The sequence below is a fragment of the Massilia sp. AB1 genome (assembly GCF_018119385.1).
Taxonomy (GTDB): domain Bacteria; phylum Pseudomonadota; class Gammaproteobacteria; order Burkholderiales; family Burkholderiaceae_D; genus Telluria.
In genome coordinates this window covers 1-17,844 of the sequence record NZ_JAGKSG010000020.1, presented here as the reverse complement: position 1 = coordinate 17,844, position 17,844 = coordinate 1, and the positions used below count along the sequence as shown (strand labels likewise).

Annotated in this window: 12 protein-coding genes; 2 read left to right on the top strand and 10 right to left on the bottom strand. The window is 65.8% G+C overall.

Annotated features, from left to right (window positions below; translation table 11 throughout):
* Positions 1-14: 14 nt before the first annotated feature.
* The 4 genes from J8847_RS13110 to J8847_RS13095 form a co-directional block, all read right to left on the bottom strand.
* The gene (locus J8847_RS13110; protein ID WP_211525160.1) at positions 15-2,204 is read right to left on the bottom strand and encodes a YgiQ family radical SAM protein; all 2,190 of its coding nucleotides are present in this window, start codon (positions 2,202-2,204) and stop codon (positions 15-17) included.
* Between the two features lie 166 nt (positions 2,205-2,370).
* On the bottom strand, positions 2,371-2,655 hold the full coding sequence (locus J8847_RS13105; protein ID WP_211525159.1) for a DUF4404 family protein: 285 nt from the start codon (positions 2,653-2,655) through the stop codon (positions 2,371-2,373).
* A gap of 144 nt (positions 2,656-2,799) precedes the next feature.
* Positions 2,800-4,935, bottom strand: coding sequence for a M3 family metallopeptidase (locus J8847_RS13100; protein WP_211525158.1), 2,136 nt, complete (start codon positions 4,933-4,935; stop codon positions 2,800-2,802).
* A gap of 81 nt (positions 4,936-5,016) precedes the next feature.
* Positions 5,017-7,146, bottom strand: a complete 2,130-nt coding sequence (locus tag J8847_RS13095) for a M3 family metallopeptidase (RefSeq protein WP_211525157.1) — start codon at positions 7,144-7,146, stop codon at positions 5,017-5,019.
* A 213-nt stretch (positions 7,147-7,359) separates the two neighbouring features.
* On the opposite strand from J8847_RS13095, the gene J8847_RS13090 reads away from it, so the two are divergent.
* The gene (locus tag J8847_RS13090; protein ID WP_211525156.1) at positions 7,360-8,646 is read left to right on the top strand and encodes a GMC family oxidoreductase N-terminal domain-containing protein; all 1,287 of its coding nucleotides are present in this window, start codon (positions 7,360-7,362) and stop codon (positions 8,644-8,646) included.
* A 141-nt stretch (positions 8,647-8,787) separates the two neighbouring features.
* On the opposite strand, the gene J8847_RS13085 is transcribed toward J8847_RS13090, so the two are convergent.
* The 3 genes from J8847_RS13085 to J8847_RS13075 form a co-directional block, all read right to left on the bottom strand.
* The gene (locus J8847_RS13085) at positions 8,788-8,991 is read right to left on the bottom strand and encodes a SlyX family protein (protein ID WP_211525155.1); all 204 of its coding nucleotides are present in this window, start codon (positions 8,989-8,991) and stop codon (positions 8,788-8,790) included.
* Between the two features lie 53 nt (positions 8,992-9,044).
* Complete coding sequence (locus J8847_RS13080) at positions 9,045-11,207, bottom strand: DUF4214 domain-containing protein (RefSeq protein WP_211525154.1); 2,163 nt, start codon at positions 11,205-11,207, stop codon at positions 9,045-9,047.
* A 202-nt stretch (positions 11,208-11,409) separates the two neighbouring features.
* Complete coding sequence (locus J8847_RS13075; protein WP_211525153.1) at positions 11,410-13,479, bottom strand: UvrD-helicase domain-containing protein; 2,070 nt, start codon at positions 13,477-13,479, stop codon at positions 11,410-11,412.
* Positions 13,480-13,671: 192 nt separating this feature from the next.
* Between J8847_RS13075 and J8847_RS13070 the strand changes: the two genes are divergently transcribed.
* The gene (locus J8847_RS13070; protein ID WP_211525152.1) at positions 13,672-14,157 is read left to right on the top strand and encodes an SRPBCC family protein; all 486 of its coding nucleotides are present in this window, start codon (positions 13,672-13,674) and stop codon (positions 14,155-14,157) included.
* Positions 14,158-14,305: 148 nt separating this feature from the next.
* Here J8847_RS13070 and J8847_RS13065 read toward each other — a convergent pair whose 3' ends face one another.
* The 3 genes from J8847_RS13065 to J8847_RS13055 all read right to left on the bottom strand — a co-directional run bounded on the left by J8847_RS13065 (position 14,306) and on the right by J8847_RS13055 (position 17,582).
* Positions 14,306-15,745 carry a dihydrolipoyl dehydrogenase gene (locus tag J8847_RS13065; RefSeq protein WP_211525151.1) on the bottom strand — a complete coding sequence of 480 codons (1,440 nt, stop codon included), beginning with the start codon at positions 15,743-15,745 and terminating at the stop codon, positions 14,306-14,308.
* A gap of 70 nt (positions 15,746-15,815) precedes the next feature.
* Positions 15,816-16,580 (bottom strand): sel1 repeat family protein, encoded by a 765-nt coding sequence (locus J8847_RS13060; RefSeq protein WP_211525150.1) that lies wholly within the window; start codon positions 16,578-16,580, stop codon positions 15,816-15,818.
* Positions 16,581-16,757: 177 nt separating this feature from the next.
* The gene (locus J8847_RS13055) at positions 16,758-17,582 is read right to left on the bottom strand and encodes a sel1 repeat family protein (RefSeq protein WP_211525149.1); all 825 of its coding nucleotides are present in this window, start codon (positions 17,580-17,582) and stop codon (positions 16,758-16,760) included.
* Between the last annotated feature and the right edge of the window lie 262 nt (positions 17,583-17,844).

Genomic DNA, 17,844 nt, shown 5'->3' with positions numbered 1-17,844 from the left:
TGCTAACTGAAGAATTACTTGCGTCCGGCTTTTGGCTTGCTCTTGATGGTCGACAGGATCGACGGCTTGGACTTGGACGACGCGGCAACCACCGCCGCCGGCGCACGCTCGACGCGCACCTGCACTTTGTCGCGGCCGCGCTTGCCCATCTCGCGCTCCGGCATCGGCGCACCCGGCATGCGCTTGCGGTCGCGCGTGACGACATGCTCGGGCGCGAACTCGGCGCCCGCCGGCGGAATCAGGTGGCGTTCGCCGGTGCCGATCAGGTCCGAACGGCCCATGCGCTTCAGGGCGTCGCGCAGGATCGGCCAGTTCTCCGGATCGTAGTAGCGCAGGAAGGCCTTGTGCAGCTTGCGCACCTTGCCGCTCTTGGCCGTCTCGACCACTTCCGATTCTTCCGTCACCTTGGCCAGCGGGTTCTTGCCCGAGTGGTACATGGTGGTCGCCATCGCCATCGGCGTCGGCGTGAAGGTCTGCACCTGGTCCAGCTTGAAGTTGTTCTTCTTCAGCCACAGGGCCAGGTTCAGCATGTCCTCGTCGGTGCAGCCCGGGTGGGCGGCGATGAAGTAAGGGATCAGGTACTGCTTCTTGCCCGCCTCCAGCGAATACTTGTCGAACAGGCGCTTGAATTCGTCGTAGGCGCCGATGCCCGGCTTCATCATCTTCGACAGCGTGCCCTGCTCGGTATGCTCCGGCGCGATCTTCAGCAGGCCGCCCACGTGGTGGGTCACCAGCTCCTTGACGTATTCCGGCGAACGCACCGCCAGGTCGTAGCGCAGGCCCGAGCCGATCAGGATCTTCTTGATGCCGGGGATCGCGCGCGCCTTGCGGTACAGCGAGATCAGCTTGCTGTGGTCGGTGCCCAGGTTGCTGCAGATGGTCGGATAGACGCAGGACAGGCGGCGACAGGATTCCTCGATCTTCTTGTCCTTGCAGGCCAGCCGGTACATGTTCGCGGTCGGGCCGCCCAGGTCGGTGATGGTGCCGGCGAAGTTCTTGGTGGTGTCGCGGATCAGTTCGATCTCGCGCAGGATCGAGGGCTCCGAGCGGCTCTGGATGATACGGCCTTCGTGCTCGGTGATCGAACAGAAGGTGCAGCCGCCGAAGCAGCCGCGCATGATGTTGACCGAATAGCGGATCATTTCCCAGGCCGGGATATGGGCCTTGCCATAGCTCGGGTGCGGGGCGCGCGCGTACGGCAGGTCGTAGACGTTGTCCATCTCGTCCATGGCCAGGGGCAGCGGCGGCGCGTTCAGCCACACGTCGCGGTCGCCGTGCTGCTGCACCAGCGCGCGCGCATTGCCGGGGTTCGACTCCAGGTGGAACACGCGCGAGGTGTGCGCGTACATCACCGGGTCTTCGCTCACGGTCTCGAAGGACGGCAGGCGCACCACGGTCTTGCGCGCCTTTTCGCGGGCGGCGGCCTGGCGCTCCTCGCGCGTCATGATGACCACCGGCTTCACTTCCGGTTCCGGCTTGGCGTTCTCGGTGGCGCAGGCCTTGGTGTCTTCCTGGGCCATCGCATACGGATTCGGATGCGGGTCGACGCGGCCCGGCACGTCGACACGGGTCGAGTTGTGCACGCTCCACTCTTCGTCCGGCAGCCAGCCGTGCGGCACCAGGAAGGCGGTGCCGCGCAGGTCGCGGATGGTCTTGATGTTCTCGCCCGCGGCAATGCGGCGGGTGAGGTCGACCAGCGCGCGCTCGGCATTGCCGAAGATGAGCAGGTCGGCCTTCGATTCGAACAGCACCGAGCGGCGCACCTTGTCCGACCAGTAGTCGTAATGGGCGATACGGCGCAGCGAGGCCTCGATGCTGCCGGCGATCACCGGCACGCCCGGGAAGGCTTCGCGGGCGCGCTGGCAATAGACCGTCACGGCGCGGTCGGGGCGTTTGTTCGGCTCGGCGTTCGGGGTATAGGCGTCGTCGGAACGGATCTTGCGGTCGGCCGTGTAGCGGTTGACCATCGAGTCCATGTTGCCGGCGGTAACGCCCCAGTACAGGTTGGGCTTGCCCAGTGCGCGGAAGGGCTCGACCGAGGTCCAGTCCGGCTGGCTGATGATGCCCACGCGATAGCCCTGCGCTTCCAGCAGGCGGCCGACCAGCGCCATCCCGAAGCTCGGGTGGTCGATGTAGGCGTCGCCCGTGATCAGGATGATGTCGCACGAATCCCACCCGAGCTTGTCCATTTCGGCACGGGACATCGGGAGGAAAGGCGCGGCGGGAGCGCGGCTGGAACGCTTGGGAACGCTCGCGAAAAGATTGGCTGGGGAGTTCATTGGCCGGTATTTTACCGGAAAACCGTCTCCGGGACGCCGATCGCCCCGGAAAATGGCTTAACTATCAATGACTTGTGGCATTAATGCCAGCTTAGATGCCCATGTTCGACAGAATATTGCCGAGCTCGCGCAGGCCGCTCGCGACGTTCGGATGGCGCACATTGAAGCGGGCCGCCAGCTCCTGGGTGCGCGAGGAAAGGCCGAAGGTATTGTGGTCGAGTTCCTGCTCGGCGCGGCGTTCCAGCACCTTGTCGATGTCGCCGTCGAGCTGGCGCAGCAGGGTTTCCAGTTCCGGGTCGACGTCGTCGGTTTCCTGCAGGTGGCGATGCAGGGTGCGCAGGTGCGCTTTCAGGATTTCGTCGTTGTCGTTTTGCATCGTGTCCTCCGGTGGTGAGCACGATTCATTGTACGGCAAGGTGGGCCGGGGCCGTACACGACTGCGGTTGAGTGTGTGGTGTTTATAGAAACTTGGGTCCCCGCCTGCGCGGTGACCCAAGTTTGCCAGCAGGCTACAAACGCCTTACTTGGCCGTCAACCCGCGACGCTCCAGCAGCGGCTCCACCTTCGCATCACGCCCGCTGAAGTTGCGGTACATCTGCATCGCATCGATGGTGCCGCCACGCGACAGCAGGGTCTTGCGGAAGTGGTCGCCGTTCTTGCGGGTCAGGCCGCCGTTTTCCTTGAACCAGTTGACGGTGTCCGCGTCCAGCTTCTCGGCCCACAGGTAGCCGTAGTAGCCGGCCGAGTAGCCGCCCGAGAAGGTGTGCGAGAAGTAGGTGCTGCGGTAGCGCGGCGGCACCAGGGCGAAGTCGACACCGGCCTTCTTCAGCGCCTCGGCTTCAAAAGCCAGAACGTCGGTCGGGATCTGGTCGGGCGACAGCTGGTGCCAGGCCTGGTCCAGCAGCGAAGCCGCCAGGTACTCGGTGGTGCGGAAGCCTTCGTTGAACTGCTGCGAGGCTTGCACCTTGTCCAGCAGTTCCTTCGGCATCGGCTCGCCGGTCTGGTAATGCCTCGCGTAGTTGGAGAGGACCTCCGGCCAGGCCATCCACATCTCGTTCACCTGCGACGGGAACTCGACATAGTCGCGCGGCACGCGCGAACCCGAGAAGCGCGGGTACTTCACGTCCGAGAACATGCCGTGCAGGGCGTGGCCGAATTCGTGGAAGGTGGTGCGCACTTCGTCATAGGTCAGCAGGGTCGGCTCGCCCGCAGCCGGCTTGGCCACGTTCAGGTTGTTGGCGATGACCGGCTTGGTGCCCAGCAGGTGGCTCTGGCCCACCCAGGCATTGGCCCAGGCGCCGCCGCGCTTGTTCGAGCGCGCATACGGGTCGAAGGTGAAGATCGCCAGCTGCTTGCCATCGTGGTCGAACACGTCGAACACGCGCACGTCCTCGTTATAGGTCGGCAGGTCCTTGCGCTCCTTGAAGCTGATGCCGAATTCCTTGTTGGCGGCGAAGAACACGCCGTCCTGCAGCACGCGGTTCAGCTCGAAGTAAGGCTTGAGCTGGCTGGCGTCGAAGGCGTAGCGCTGGGCGCGCACCTTGTCGCTGTAGAAGCCCCAGTCCTGCGCGGCGGCCTGGAAACCGCCTTTCTCGGCGTCGATCACCTTCTGGATTTCAAGCGCTTCCTTGCGTGCGTTGTTCACGGCCGGCTTGGCGAATTCGGCCAGCAGGCTGTTGACGGCCTTGGTGTTCTTGGCGGTCTGGTCTTCCAGGTTGTAGGCCGCGTGGTTCGGATAGCCCAGCAGCACGGCGCGCTCGGCGCGCAGCTTGGCGATCTTCAGCACGGTGTCGCGGGTGTCGAACTCGCCGCCGCGGTTGCCGCGCGCCAGCGAGGCGGCCAGCAGCTTCTCGCGGGTGGCGCGGTTGGTCAGTACCGACAAGCCGGCCTGCTGGGTGGTGTTCACGACCGGGATCACGAACTTGCCATCCAGGCCGCGCTTCTTGGCTTCAAGAGCGGCGGCGTCGATCGCCTTGTCCGACAGGCCGGCCAGCTCTTCGCGGGTGTCGACCACCAGCGCCGACGCATTCGCTTCCTTCAGGGTGAACTGCGCGAACTGGGTCTGCAGGGCGGCCAGCTGGGCGTTGTAGTCCTTCAGCTTGACCTTGTCGGCGTCGGAGAGCTTGGCGCCGGCGCGCACGAAGTCGGTGTGGTAGCGCTCGAGCAGGTACTTCGACTCGGCGTCCAGTTTCAGGCTGTTGCGCTTGTCGTACAGGGTCTTGATACGCTGGTAGAGCTTCGGGTTCAGGCGGATCGCGTCGCCGTGGGCGGCCAGCTTGGGCGCCAGTTCCTTGCTCAGTGCGATGATGCTGTCGTTGGTGTAGGAGCCCGACAGGGTGCCGAAGGCGGCGCTCACGCGGTCCAGCAGGCGGCCCGAGCGCTCCATGGCGACGATGGTGTTCTCGAAGGTCGGCGCGGCCTTGTTGTTGGCGATCGCCTCGACCTCGAGGGCCTCCACGCGCATGCCCTCGGCGAAGGCCGGCGCGAAGTGCTCGTTGCGGATCTTGTCCCAGGCCGGGTAGTTGAACGGCAGGCTGCTTTCCTTGGCGAAGGGATTCGACGCCTCCAGCTGGGAAGCGGGGGCGGCCCAGGCGGGAGCCAGTGCGGCGGCGCCGGCAGCGGCGGCGGCAACGAGCAGGATGTGTGGACGGTTCATGGTGTCTCTATGTGATATGGGTAGGACGAACGACACGCCGCCCCGGCGCCGCTTGTGGCGGCGCAGGGGCGGTGCGAAGGATTAGTTGCCGGTCAGGCCGCGGCGCTCCAGCAGCGGCTCGATGATCGGGTCGCGGCCGCGGAAGTTGCGGAACAGGTCCATCGCGTCGGCGGTGCCGCCGCGCGACAGCAGGGTCTTGCGGAAGTGGTCGCCGTTCTTACGCGACAGGCCGCCGTTCTGCTTGAACCACTCGACGGTGTCGGCGTCCAGCTTTTCGCTCCACAGGTAGGCGTAGTAGCCGGCCGAGTAGCCGCCGTTCATCGAGTGCGAGAAGTAGGTCGTGCGGTAGCGCGGCGGCACCGGCGCGAAGTCGGCGCCCGCATCCTTCAGCGCCTTGGCTTCGAAGGCCAGCACGTCGGTCGGGATCTCGCTCGGCGTGAGCTGGTGCCAGCGCTGGTCGATCAGCGAGGCGGCCAGGTATTCGGTGGTCAGGTAGCCCTGGTTAAACTTCTTCGAGGCGACCACCTTGTCCAGCAGTTCTTTCGGCATCGCGGCGCCGGTCTTGTGGTGCCTGGCGTAGTTGCTGAGAACCTCAGGCCAGATCGCCCACATCTCGTTGACCTGGGACGGATACTCGACGAAGTCGCGCGGCACGCTGGTGCCCGAGAAGTGCGGGTACTTCACGTTCGAGAACATGCCGTGCAGCGCGTGGCCGAACTCGTGGAAGGCGGTGCGCACTTCGTCGTAGGTCAGCAGGGTCGGCTCGCCGGCGGGCGGCTTCGGGATGTTCAGGTGGTTGCCCACCACCGGGCGGCGGTTCAGCAGGGTCGACTGCGACACGTATTCGTTCATCCAGGCGCCGCCCTGCTTGTTGGCGCGCGCATAGGGGTCGAACAGGAAGATCGCCAGCTGCTTGCCGTCGTGGTCGAACACGTCGAACACGCGCACGTCCGGGTCGTACACCGGCAGGTCCTTGCGTTCCTTGAAGGTGATGCCGAATTCCTTGGTGGCGGCGAAGAACACGCCGTCGACCAGCACGCGGTTCAGTTCAAAATAGGGACGCAGCTGGTTCTCGTCGAAGTTGTAGCGGGCGGCGCGCACCTTGTCCTGGTAGATCGGCCAGTCCCAGGAGGCGATCTGGAAACCGCCTTTCTCGGCGTCGATGACCTTCTGGATCTCGGCCGCTTCCTTCTTCGCGTTGTTCACGGCCGGGCCGGCCAGTTCGCCCAGCAGCTTGTTGACGGCGGCCGGATTCTTGGCGGTTTCCAGTTCCTGCGAATAGGCCGCGTAGTTCGGGTAGCCCAGCAGCGCGGCGCGCTCGGCGCGCAGCTTGACCAGGCGCAGCACCAGCTCGCGCGCATCGAATTCGCCGCCGCGGCTGCCGCGGTTGAGCGATGCCTGCATCAGGCGCTCGCGGGTGGCGCGGTTGGTCAGCGTGGCCAGCGCAGGCTGGCTGCTGGTGTTGACGATGGCGATGGCGTACTTGCCCTTCTGGCCGCGCTTTTCCGCTTCGGCGGCGGCGGCGGCGATCTCGGCTTCCGACATGCCGGCCAGCTCCTCGCGGCTGCCCACGACCAGCGCCGAGGCATTGGCTTCCTTCAGCACGCGCTGCGAGAATTCCGACTGCAGCGAGGCGATCTCGCCGTTGTAGGCCTTCAGCTTCTGCTTGTCGGCATCCGACAGATTGGCGCCGGCGCGCACGAATTCCTTGTACACGCGCTCGAGCAGGTGGTTCGACTCGGCGTCCAGCTTGAGGCTGGCGCGCTTGTCATGCAGGGTCTTCACGCGCTGGAACAGCTTCGGGTTCAGGTAGATGGCGTCGTTGTGCGCCGCCAGCTTGGGCGACATCTCGCGGTCGATGGCGTCCAGGCGGTCGTTGGTGTTGGCGGTCTGCAGGTTCGAGAACACGGCCGACACGCGGCCCAGCAGCTGGCCGGAACGCTCCATGGCGACGATGGTGTTGGCGAAGCTCGGCGCGGCCTTGCTGTTGGCGATCACGTCCACTTCGCGCAGCTGCTCGCGCATGCCGGCGGCGTAGGCGGGCAGGAAATGCTCGTCCTTGATCTTGTCGAAAGCCGGGTAGTTCAGCGGCAGGCTGCTTTGCTTGGCGAACGGGTTGGAGGCGTCGAGGGCGGCTGCGCTGGGAGCGGCGACCGCCGCGTGCGCCAGTGCGATGCTGGCTGCAAGGATGAGCAGTTGTGGACGGTTCATGAGATCTTTCTCGGACTCTTAGGGAAGGAGCTGCCGGGCAAGCTCGACAGCTGTGCGCGGAGATCATAGCAGGCTTATATGCAGGTCGTCACATGAAAAGAGGTATGCACACGACATGTCCGGACATCCCGTATTTACGGGCGTAATGACGCGTATGGACAGCGCGAATACGCGCCGTGTTAGCATCCGCCGGCCTCCCATTTTTTTGATTCCATGGACGCTGACAACCACTCCTACGACGCCATCGTGGTCGGCACCGGCCCCGGCGGCGCCAGCGTGGCGCGCGAACTGGCGCGCGCCGGCAGCCGCATCCTGATCCTCGAACAGGGCGGCGCTGCGCCGCTGGCCGGCACCTTGACCCAGATGGCGGCCATGGCGGCCGTCCCCGGACGCGGCGCCTTCGTGCACCGCGACGCCTCGCTGCTGGTCGGCGGCGCCACCCTGGGCGGCAGCACGGCGGTGAATTTCGCCACCGCCGCCCCGCCGCCCGGCGCCATGTTCGCGGCCCACGGCATCGACCTGGACCCATACATCGCCGCGCTGCGCGCCGAGCTGCCGATGGCGCCCCTGCCGGACCACCTGGTGGGCCCGATGGCCGCGCGTATCGCCGAGGCCGCGCGTGCCGCCGGCTTCGCATGGCGCAAGCTGGACAAGATGATCCGGCCGCAGTCCTGCCGCAGCGGCTGCTGGCGCTGCGTCTACGGCTGTCCCTTCGGCGCCAAGTGGACGGCGCGCGACTTCGTCGAGGAAGCCCGGCGCGACGGCGCGGTACTGGCGTCCGGCAGCCGGGTGCTGCGCGTGCTGGTGGAGGAAGGCCGGGCGCGCGGCGTGGAATTCGTGCGCGGCGGCCAGGCGCAGGTGGCCAGGGCGCCGCTGGTGGTGCTGGCCGGGGGCGGCATCGGCAGCCCGCGTATCCTGCACCGGTCCGGCCTGGGGCCGCGCCATGCGCCCTTCTTCAGCGATCCGGTGGTGGCGGTGATGGGCAGCGTGGAGGATCTCGACGGCGGCGCCGAGGTGCCGATGGCGGCCGGGGCGCACTTCGCGGAACAAGGCATCGCGCTGGCCGACCTGACCCTGCCGCGCCCGATGTACCAGGCCTTCGCGGCCCAGGTGGGCCGCTTCGACCGCCTGCTGGCGCACCGGCGCACGCTGTCGGTGATGGTCAAGATCCGCGACGAGATCGGCGGCGCGGTCGGCCAGCGCTGGGCGGACAAGCGGCTGGCGCCGGCCGACAAGGACAAGCTGCGGCGCGGAACGGAAATGGCGCGCGCCATCCTGCGCCAGGCGGGGGCGCGCAATGTGTTCAGTACCTGGCATTTCGCGGCGCATCCGGGCGGCAGCGTGCGTATCGGCGCGGGGGTGGATGCGGGGCTGGAAACGGGAACGCCGGGGCTGTTCGTGTGCGATGCCTCGGTGATTCCGGAACCGTGGGGCTTGCCGCCGACGCTGACTTTGCTGGCGTTGGGGAAGCGATTAGGACAGCAGCTGGCGGCACGCTGACAATCTTTTTGCCGTTAGCAGAGAGACCGTCGTTCCGGCGAAGGCCGGAACCTAAGTTTGCATGCAAAACGGCTGCGCGACGAACTTGGGTTCGGCCTTCGCCGGAACGACGTGCTGGCGGCACGGGCTGACGACCACAGATCAGTAATGCGGCGGTCTTTCGTTCAGGGGAGTCTGCCGCCCATCCTGCAAGCTGCGGACATGTTCGGCGAGCTTGGCCACCATCACTTCGAGCTGGTCGATGCGGCGGCCCTGCTGGTAGATGGTCTGGTTCAGCGTCTCCACCAGGTCTTCCTGGTGGGCGAGCTTGATTTCGATATCGACGAAACGGTCTTCGTGGTCCATGGCGCCTCCGGCGGCAAAGCCGGCATTATGCCAGCCCTGCCGCCGGGCAGTGCTTAACCGAAGGGGATGTAGTCCATGCCCTTGGCGACGATGTCGATCACGTTGCCCTGGTTTTCCGGGCTTTCGCTGAAGGCCATCAGGATCTGCGCGCGGCTGTGATGCTTGATCACGTCGACCCAGTAGGCCTTGCCGCCGGCGTCCGGTTCGCGGTTCAGGACGTTGTCGTAGAGCTCGATGACGAACTGTTCGTCGGTCAGGTTCTTGCCGTACAGGGTCTCGAACTCGACGGTGCCGTCCGGGGCCTTGATGGTCATGAACTCGTTGGCCATGCGCATCAGGTCGGTGCCGCTTTCCATGCGCTGGATCCAGTAGCCCATGCCGCCGATGTCGGGAGCGCGGTCGAACACCGCCTGGTAGAGGCGGAAGATCTGGCCGGCGACGCCGTCGTCGTCGATCGCCTTCCAGCCGTCGGCGAACTGCAGGCGCTCGACGCCGATCACGGTGTCGGTGCCGCCGCCGCCGACATTGTCGGTCACGGTATAGCCCCAGGCCGCCTTGGCGACGGTGTAGTTGGCCTTGTTGCCGCTGAAGACGGCGACGTCGGTGCCGGCGCCGCCGGTCGCGGCGGTGCTGCCGTCGCCCATGGTGAAGACGTCCTTGCCCGCGGTGCCGTTCTGGTAGCCGGCGTTCGCGATCGCCACATTCAGGTAGCTGCCGGCCGCAGTGGAGTTGTCGGCCTGGTCCTTCGACACCACGCTCACCTGGAAGTTACCGTTCGGCAGAGGGGCCGCGGTGTGGCTCCAGGTGCCGTCGGCGCCGACGGTCGCGCTGCCGAAGCGCTGGACCGTGGTGTCGTCGACGATGTAGAGCTGCATGGTGGTGCCGACTTCGCCGGTGCCGCTGAACACGGGGCGGTTGTCGCCGCTGACCTGGACCACGCTGCCGGTCGGGACGGTCGGCGCGGTCGCGTCGACGTTGAAGTCCACGGTGGCGCTCGGCGCCGAGGTGTTGCCGGCGGCATCGGTCGCGGTCGCGTGGACGGTGTAGCCCATGCCATCCGGGAAGTCGATCGAGGATTCGGCCTTCCACAGCCCGTTCTGGTCGGCCACCACGGTGGCGATCAGGGTGGCGCCGGAATACACCTTCACCGTCGAGCCAGCCTCGGCCGCGCCGGTCATGCCGGGCTTGCTGCCGCGGGCATAGTTGAACTGGTTATGCGTCACCACGAAGGTCGGGGCCGCCGGCGCGACCGTATCGACCACGGCCGCACGCTGGACCGTCATGTCCGAGAACTTCAGCTGCTCCACCGAGCGCAGCGTATCCACGCCTTCGGCGCTGCTGCTCACCTGCAGGGCGCCGTCCGCCAGGTTGGCGAACGTATAGGCGCCGCGTGCGCCGCCAAAGACCATCGTATCCGTACCTTCTCCGCCGTCGATCATGTCATTGCCTCCGTTTCCTTGTAAGGTGTCGTCGTAACGCGTTCCCGTGAGGGAGTCCGCGCGATTGGTTCCAGTGATGTAGCGGGCGCCGGTGACGCTGTTGACGCCGAGCGCGCCGCGCAAGCCGTCTCCGCCATACAGCCAGTTCAGGGCTGCGATGTCGTAGGGGCTGAACGTCGAATGAGCACCGCCGGTCATGTTGTAGGACAGCAGGGTGTTGTTGGTGTTGTCCTCGGAACTGGGCAGGACGGTGCTGTTTTCGGGTTCGGTTTCGAACGGGTGCTTGAGGCCGAGCGCGTGACCCAGCTCGTGCAGCAGGGTCTCGTAGCCGGCGCCGCCCGGGGTCAGGTTCTGGTTCTGCGCCCGGAATTCCACATTGTCGAGATAGACGTAGGCATCGACGTTATATTCGCTCAGGGTCGTGCCGCTGTAGCTGTACGGCGAAGTCCAGCTGCACAGGCCCGTGGTGCGGTAGTCCGCGATGTCGATATTGCAGAGATGGATGTGCGCACTGTCGCCGGATGCCGTCTCGACGAAGGAAATACCGGTCGTCTGCTGCAGGTAGCTGAACGCCTCGCGCGCGGCAGCCTGCTGGGATGCCGAGAACGCTTCCTGTCCGCTCTTGCCGCTCTCGTTGCCGGAGGCAATCGAGAAGGTGTAGTAGATCGTGTTCGCCGTGCCCGTCAGGTAGTTCCAGTCGGGTCCTTTGTCGAGCAAGGCATCGATGTGCTGCAGGCCCGACAAGGGGGTGGTCAGTATTTCCGAAACGGTTGCCATCTTGACTCTCTTTGACTGTCGATTTGACTGTCGTTTTAACTATCTCTCAATGTTGAAACAGTGCAATAATCTTGCACCAATTCGCTAAGAGAAAGTATTTCCTGCTCAACAGTTGAAGTCAAATGGGAATTTCAATCGTGCGCACCCCTTGCCACCCCATCAAGGCTGGCGCACAACGTTCTCGAGGGCTTTTATTTTCTTGTCAACTAGGCACGGACTTAGGTGTTGTCAATAATGCCTTCAAGTTCGCCAGGCGTTCCTTGGGACTGAGCACTTCAGTTTCTTTCGGCGGGGCGTCGCCGACGTCGAGCTGCATCTCCTTGATGAAGCGCGAAGGGTCGCAATTGACCAGTTCGCCGGCGCGCTTGCGGCGCTTGCACCAGGTGACGTGCAGGGTGCGCTGGGCGCGCGTGATGCCGACGTACATCAGGCGCCGCTCCTCCTGGATGCGGGCCGCGATCGACTCGACCGAATCGTCCGGATCGCCCTTGTGCGGCAGGATGCCTTCCTCGCAGCCGACCAGGTACACATGCGGATACTCCAATCCTTTGGAGGCGTGCAGGGTCGACATGCGCACCGCGTCCTGCTCCTCGTCCTGGCCTTCGAGCATCGACATCAGGGCCACCATCTGGGTTAGTTCCAGCAGGTTCTTTTCTTCGCCATCGCGGTCGCGTCCGCCGCGGCCGCGTTCCTTCAGCCAGTTGGTGAACTCGAGCACGTTCTGCCACTTGGCCTGGGCCGCGCGGTCGTCGAAGTTCTCGTACAGGTAGTGCTCGTAGTTCATCTCCTTCATCATGTCGTCGAGCACCTCGGCCGCGTTGTCGCCGCTGCCCGAGGGGCCGGGGCGGGTGGCGCGGTCTTCCAGCTCCAGCATGAAGCGGCAGAAGTCGCGCAGCGGCGCCAGCTGGCGCTCGGCCAGCTTGGCTTCCAGGCCGCCCTTGCGCGCGGCCTCGAACAGCGAGCAGTTCCACTGCTTGGAGAATTCGCCCAGGGTTTCGAGCGTGGCCATGCCGACCCCGCGCTTCGGGGTCGTGACGGCGCGGATGAAGGCCGGGTCGTCGTCCTGGTTCGCGATCAGGCGCAGGTAGGCGATGATGTCCTTGATCTCGGCCTTGTCGAAGAAGCTCTGGCCGCCCGACATGGTGTAGGGGATGCGTTCCTTGCGCAGGGCCTGCTCGATCACGCGCGCCTGGTGGTTGCCGCGGTACAGGATCGCGTAGTCGGACCACTTGTTCTTGCGCTGGAAGTGGTCGGCCGAGATCATGATCGCCACCTGGTCGGCTTCCTGGTCGTCGTTCTGCATGCCCAGCACATTGATCGGCTCGCCCAGGCCGTGCTCGGACCACAGCGACTTCTCGAACAGCTTCGGGTTGTTGCCGATGACGGCGTTGGCCGCCTGCAGAATGCGGGTGGTGGAGCGGTAGTTCTGCTCCAGCTTGATGACGCGCAGGTCGGGGAAGTCGACCTGCAGGGTCTTCAGGTTTTCCACCGAGGCGCCGCGCCAGGCGTAGATGGCCTGGTCGTCGTCGCCGACGGCGGTGAACATCGGCTTCTTGCCCAGGCCCGTCACCAGCAGCTTGACCAGCTCGTACTGGCAGGTATTGGTGTCCTGATACTCGTCCATTAGAAGATAGCGCAGGCGGCGCTGCCAGCGGTCGCGGATCGGTTCGTTATTGCGGAACAGTTCCACCGGCAGGCGGATCAGGTCGTCGAAGTCGACCGCCTGGTAGGCCTGCAGGGTCGCCAGGTAGCTGCGGTAGACGCGCCCGGCCATGGCCTCGTCCTCGTCGCGCGCGTTGCGGATCGCGTCCTCGGGGTCGACCAGGCCATTCTTCCACAGGGAGATCGCGTTCTGGATGCGGCGGATTTCCTGCTTGTCGGTGGTCAGCGCCAGGTCGGAGACGATGGTGTAGCAGTCGTCGCTGTCCATGATCGAGAACTTGTCCTTCAGGCCGACTCCGGCCGCTTCCTGGCGCAGGATCTTCACGCCCAGCGAGTGGAAGGTCGAGACGGTGAGCTGCTTGGCCTGCTTGGGTTGCTTGAGCAGCTTGGCGATGCGCTCCTGCATCTCGAGCGCGGCCTTGTTGGTGAAGGTGAGCGCGGCGATGGTGCGCGGATCGTAGCCGCGGTCTTCGATCATGTACGCGATCTTCTGGGTGATCACGCGGGTCTTGCCCGAGCCGGCGCCGGCCAGCACCAGGCATGGGCCGTCGAGATAGAGCACGGCTTCGCTCTGCGGCCCGTTGAGGCCGAATTTTGGTGCGTTGGACATGGGAAAGTTTCAGGAAGGCAGGCCGATATTTTAACGATCCGGCTGTCATGTGGAGCGATGCACAAAAGAAAAAATCTCGAGCTAGACAGGAATGCAACACTCTCGGTCCGGCGGCGGTGCGCGCGATGGAGTACCATTCGGTCTTTGGGGCGGCCGGGAGCCGGGCGCCCGCGCTTTTGAGGACGCTTTCACATGAAATTCGAACATCTTGTCGAGATCAACGATCCGATGAATCCGCTGGTGGACACCCTGACGCGCGAGCAGCTGTGGCGCGGCCTGGTGCTGCGCGCCGAATCGCCGATGATGTTCATGCCGCATCTGGACGAGTGCCAGATCCTGGACCGCGAAGCCGGCAGCTTCGGCCGCCGCCTGCGCTACGGCGAGCTGGTGATCGAGGACCGCGTGCACCTGACGCCGCTGCAGGAAGTGCGGGTCGACGTGCCGGCGCAGGGCGAAATCGCCGCTTCCAGCCTGCGCATGATCATCGAGTCGCCGACCAACGCGATGCTGCTGGTGCGCTTCTGCTACGACGACGGCACGGGCGAGCACACGGACGAAGCCAATGCGATGTACGACGAGTTCAAGAAGTCGGCGTACCAGGAGGCGGATATCGATACGGTGCGGATCGTGCGGCAGCTGGCGTCGGAGGGGAAGCTGGATGCGAGTTTGCTGAACTGAAGCTTCTGATCAACTGCTAGCCGTAAAACCGTCGTTCCGGCGAAGGCCGGAACCCAAGTTCTGCTTGCGTTCACACTGCTCAACGAACTTGGACCCCGGCCTTCGCCGGGGCGACGGTTTTAGGGCTAACGACGGAGTGTTACCGGACCTAGGTGCCCGGCTCCGTATCCGCCGGATCCGTCTCGCTTTCGCCTTTGGACAAGCAAGCCGCCAGGTCCCGCAGCGCCGTGCGCACGCCCTCCTCGATCACCGGGTGATAGAACGGCATCTCCAGCATCTTGTCGACCGTCAGCCGCATCTGCGCCGCCCACGACAGCGTATGCGCCAGGTGCTCCGCGCGCGGCCCGATCATCTCGGCGCCCAGGAACAGCCGGGTGCCGTATTCCCCGTACACCCTGAGCATTCCCTTGTTTTGCAACATGACGCGGCTGCGGCCCTGGTTCGTGAACGACACCTTGCCGATCGCGAACTTGCGCCGCCCGCCTGCGCACAAGGTCCGGTAGTCCTTGCCCAAGGTGGCGATATTCGGCTCCGTGAACGCGACCGCGATCGGCGTGCGGCGCAGCCCCGGACGCACGTCCGGATAGCGGCCCGCGTTGTCGCCGGCGATCTTGCCGTGGTCGGCCGCGTCGTGCAGCAGCGGGCGCTCGTTGTTGGCGTCGCCGGCGATGAAGATGTGGCTGTTCCCGCACTGCATTGTGCGCGCGTCGAACAAGGGAATGCCATCCTCGCCGCGCTCCAGGCCCGTGTGCTCGAGGCCGATGCCGTGCACATTGGGCGTGCGCCCCGCCGCCATCAGCACATACTGGAAGCGCTCCGTGGCTTCCTTGCCGAAGGCGTCGCTGACCGTCAGCGCCACCTCGCCCTCTTCCTGCACCGCCCTGACCACCTTCGACTGGAACTGGATGTCGAGCTCCTCGTTCAGCACCCGGCCAGCTTCGCGCAGCACTTCGGGGTCGGTGATGTGGGCGATGCTGCCGCCGCGCGCATAGAATTTGACGCGCACGCCCAGGCGGTGCAGGGCCTGGCCCAGTTCCAGGCCGATCACGCCGGTGCCGATCACGGCCACCGAACGCGGCAGGTCGTCCCAGTAGAACACATCGTCGCTGGTGACCACGCCCGGACCAACGTTCTCCAGCGCCGGCAGGCGCAGCGGGGCGGAACCGGTGGCGATCACGACGCGCGCCGCGTGGATCTCGGTATGCTCGTCCACCATCAGCGTATGCGGCCCCGTGAAGCGGGCATGGCCGCGCAGCTTGTCTTCGTCGGGGATGGCGTCCACGCCTTCCAGCACGAAGCCGACGAAGCGGTCGCGCTCGCGCTTGACACGGTCCATCACGGCCGGCCCGTCGATGCGCACCTCGCCCGCGTGCACGCCGAATGGCGCGGAGTGCTGCATCGCGTGCGCCGCCTCGGCGGCCGCGATCAGGAGCTTGCTCGGCATGCAGCCCACGCGCGCGCAGGTGGTGCCGTACACGCCGCTTTCGATCACCACGGTGCGCGCGCCCTGCGCCGTCGCCGCCCGGTAGGCCGTCATGCCGGCGGTACCGGTGCCGATGATGGCGACGTCCACTTCCAGTTTGTTCATCCTGCCTCCGCTATGGTCGGGTCATGAGCGTGACGATACGCCATTTTCGCGGAGCCGGCAGGCGCGCCCTTTACTCGTCTTCCAGGAAAAAGATGAACCTGGCCTCGACGACTTCCTCGGGCAGGAGGCCGGGCGGCTGGGGATAGCGCTTGAGGGCGCGCGCGGCGATCTCTTCCACCAGGGTTTCGAACGCATTGTTCACCGGCCTGGCGCGGCGGTCGCGCAAGACGTTGACGTTATACACGCCCAGCAGCTGGTACTCGTGGCGCTCTCCGCTGCGCACTTCGATGCGCGGCACGGCGGGGAAGAAACGCACGAGCACCTCGCCGCCCAGGCCATAGCGCTGGGCCAGCTCGGGGTAGCGCAGCTCGGAGATGACGGTGGAAAGGACGCCGACGACATAGGTGTAGCGCACCAGCCGTTCCGGCGCCCAGCTGCGCAGTTCGGCGACAAAGCGGTCGGGATCTGCGGCGGCACCCTCGCTGATGCCGAGGGAAGCCGGCGGGAAGCGGCGGCCGCGCGTGGCCCACCACAACGCGGCCGCCATGTCGGGGCCGTTGAGCGGATCGGCATAACCGGCCGCCAGCCGGTCCGCGGCTTCCCTGACGCCGTGCTCGACCGCCCGCACATAGAAGGGCACCGCGCGTGGCCAGTCGCGCTTCACGCACACGCCATGCTCGTACATGGTGCCGGCCATCAGCTCGACTTCGCCGTATTCCTTCCTGAGGCCCTCCTTGAGCCGTTCGACGGCGCGGGCGCAGTCGCGCGCCTCGATGCGGCTACCGACGTCGGCGGCGGCGCGGGCGCCCGGCGTGGCTGCGAATACGGGATGCATGCAAAGCAGGACGAATGCCGCAGGCAGGATACCTGCGCGGCGAACGGCAAGATGGGACATGGCGGCTCCGTAGGGTGGCGCATCCGCATGCGATGTCCCTACTCTACCAGCCTGCGGCGCGCCGCAGCGCTGCCGTTCGTGCACGGTCCGCGACGTTGCGCGGCGCCGAACACCGCCTTATTTGTAGACGATCTCGAAGGTGTATTTCATGTCGGCCCAGGAGTTCGCCGGGATGCCCGCCGGCTGCGGATAGCGCTTCAGTGCGCGGTCGGTGACTTCCTTGATGGTCTTCTCGATGCTCCTGGCGACCGCCTTGGAGCTGCGGTCGCGCAGTGCGTCGCCGTCGATGAAACCGAGCACCGCGTATTCGCGCGCCTCGCCCTTCTGCACCTCGACGCGCGGCACGGCAGGCAGGAAGTGCAGGGTGAAGTCGCCGCCCAGGGCGAAGTCGGCCGCGAGTTCCGGATAGCGCAGTTCGGACGAGATGGTCGACATCACGCCGACCACGTAGTTGCAATAGGCGAGGCGCTGAGGCGTCCAGCCGGACAGGGCGGCGACGAAGCGGTCCGGATCGTTCGCGGCGTCCGGGGCGACGCCGCAGCCCGGATCGTGGAACGCTCGGCCTTTCATGGCCCACCACAATGCCGCGGCCGCGTCCGGCCCGTTTTTTGGATCGGCATACCCTGCGGCCAGGCGCTCCGCCCCTTCCGGCAAGCCGGCGGCATAGGCCTTCGCGTAAAAGCCGACGGCGCGCGACCAGTCGCGGCGCACGCACAGGCCGAGGTCGTACATGGTCCCGGCCAGCAGCTCGACCTCGCGGTATTCCGCTTTCAGGCCGTCCTTGAGCCAGTCCACCGCGCCAGCGCAATCGCCGGCCTTGATCCGCAAGGTGATGCTGCCGACGGCGCTCTCCCCCGGGGTTGGGATCACCGACGCGGACGCCGGCAGGGACAGCAGGGACAGCAGCAGGGGAAGGACGGCGCGGGCAGGGCGAATAGACATGGACAATCCAGATGATGTATGTATTTCAACCGGGCACTCTAGCATCTTGCGGCGCCCGGATTCTCACACATCATCACATCGCGCACATATCGCACGGATCTCGCTGCGGAGCCCTACTTCTCCTCGATCGAGAAGCTGTACGTCACCTGGACCAGGGCGTCAGCCGGAATGCCCTGCGGCTGCGGATAGCGCTTCAGGGCGCGGGGGGGGGGGGGGGCCGCCCCCCCCGGGGGGGTGGGGGGGGGGGGGGGGGGTTTTTTGG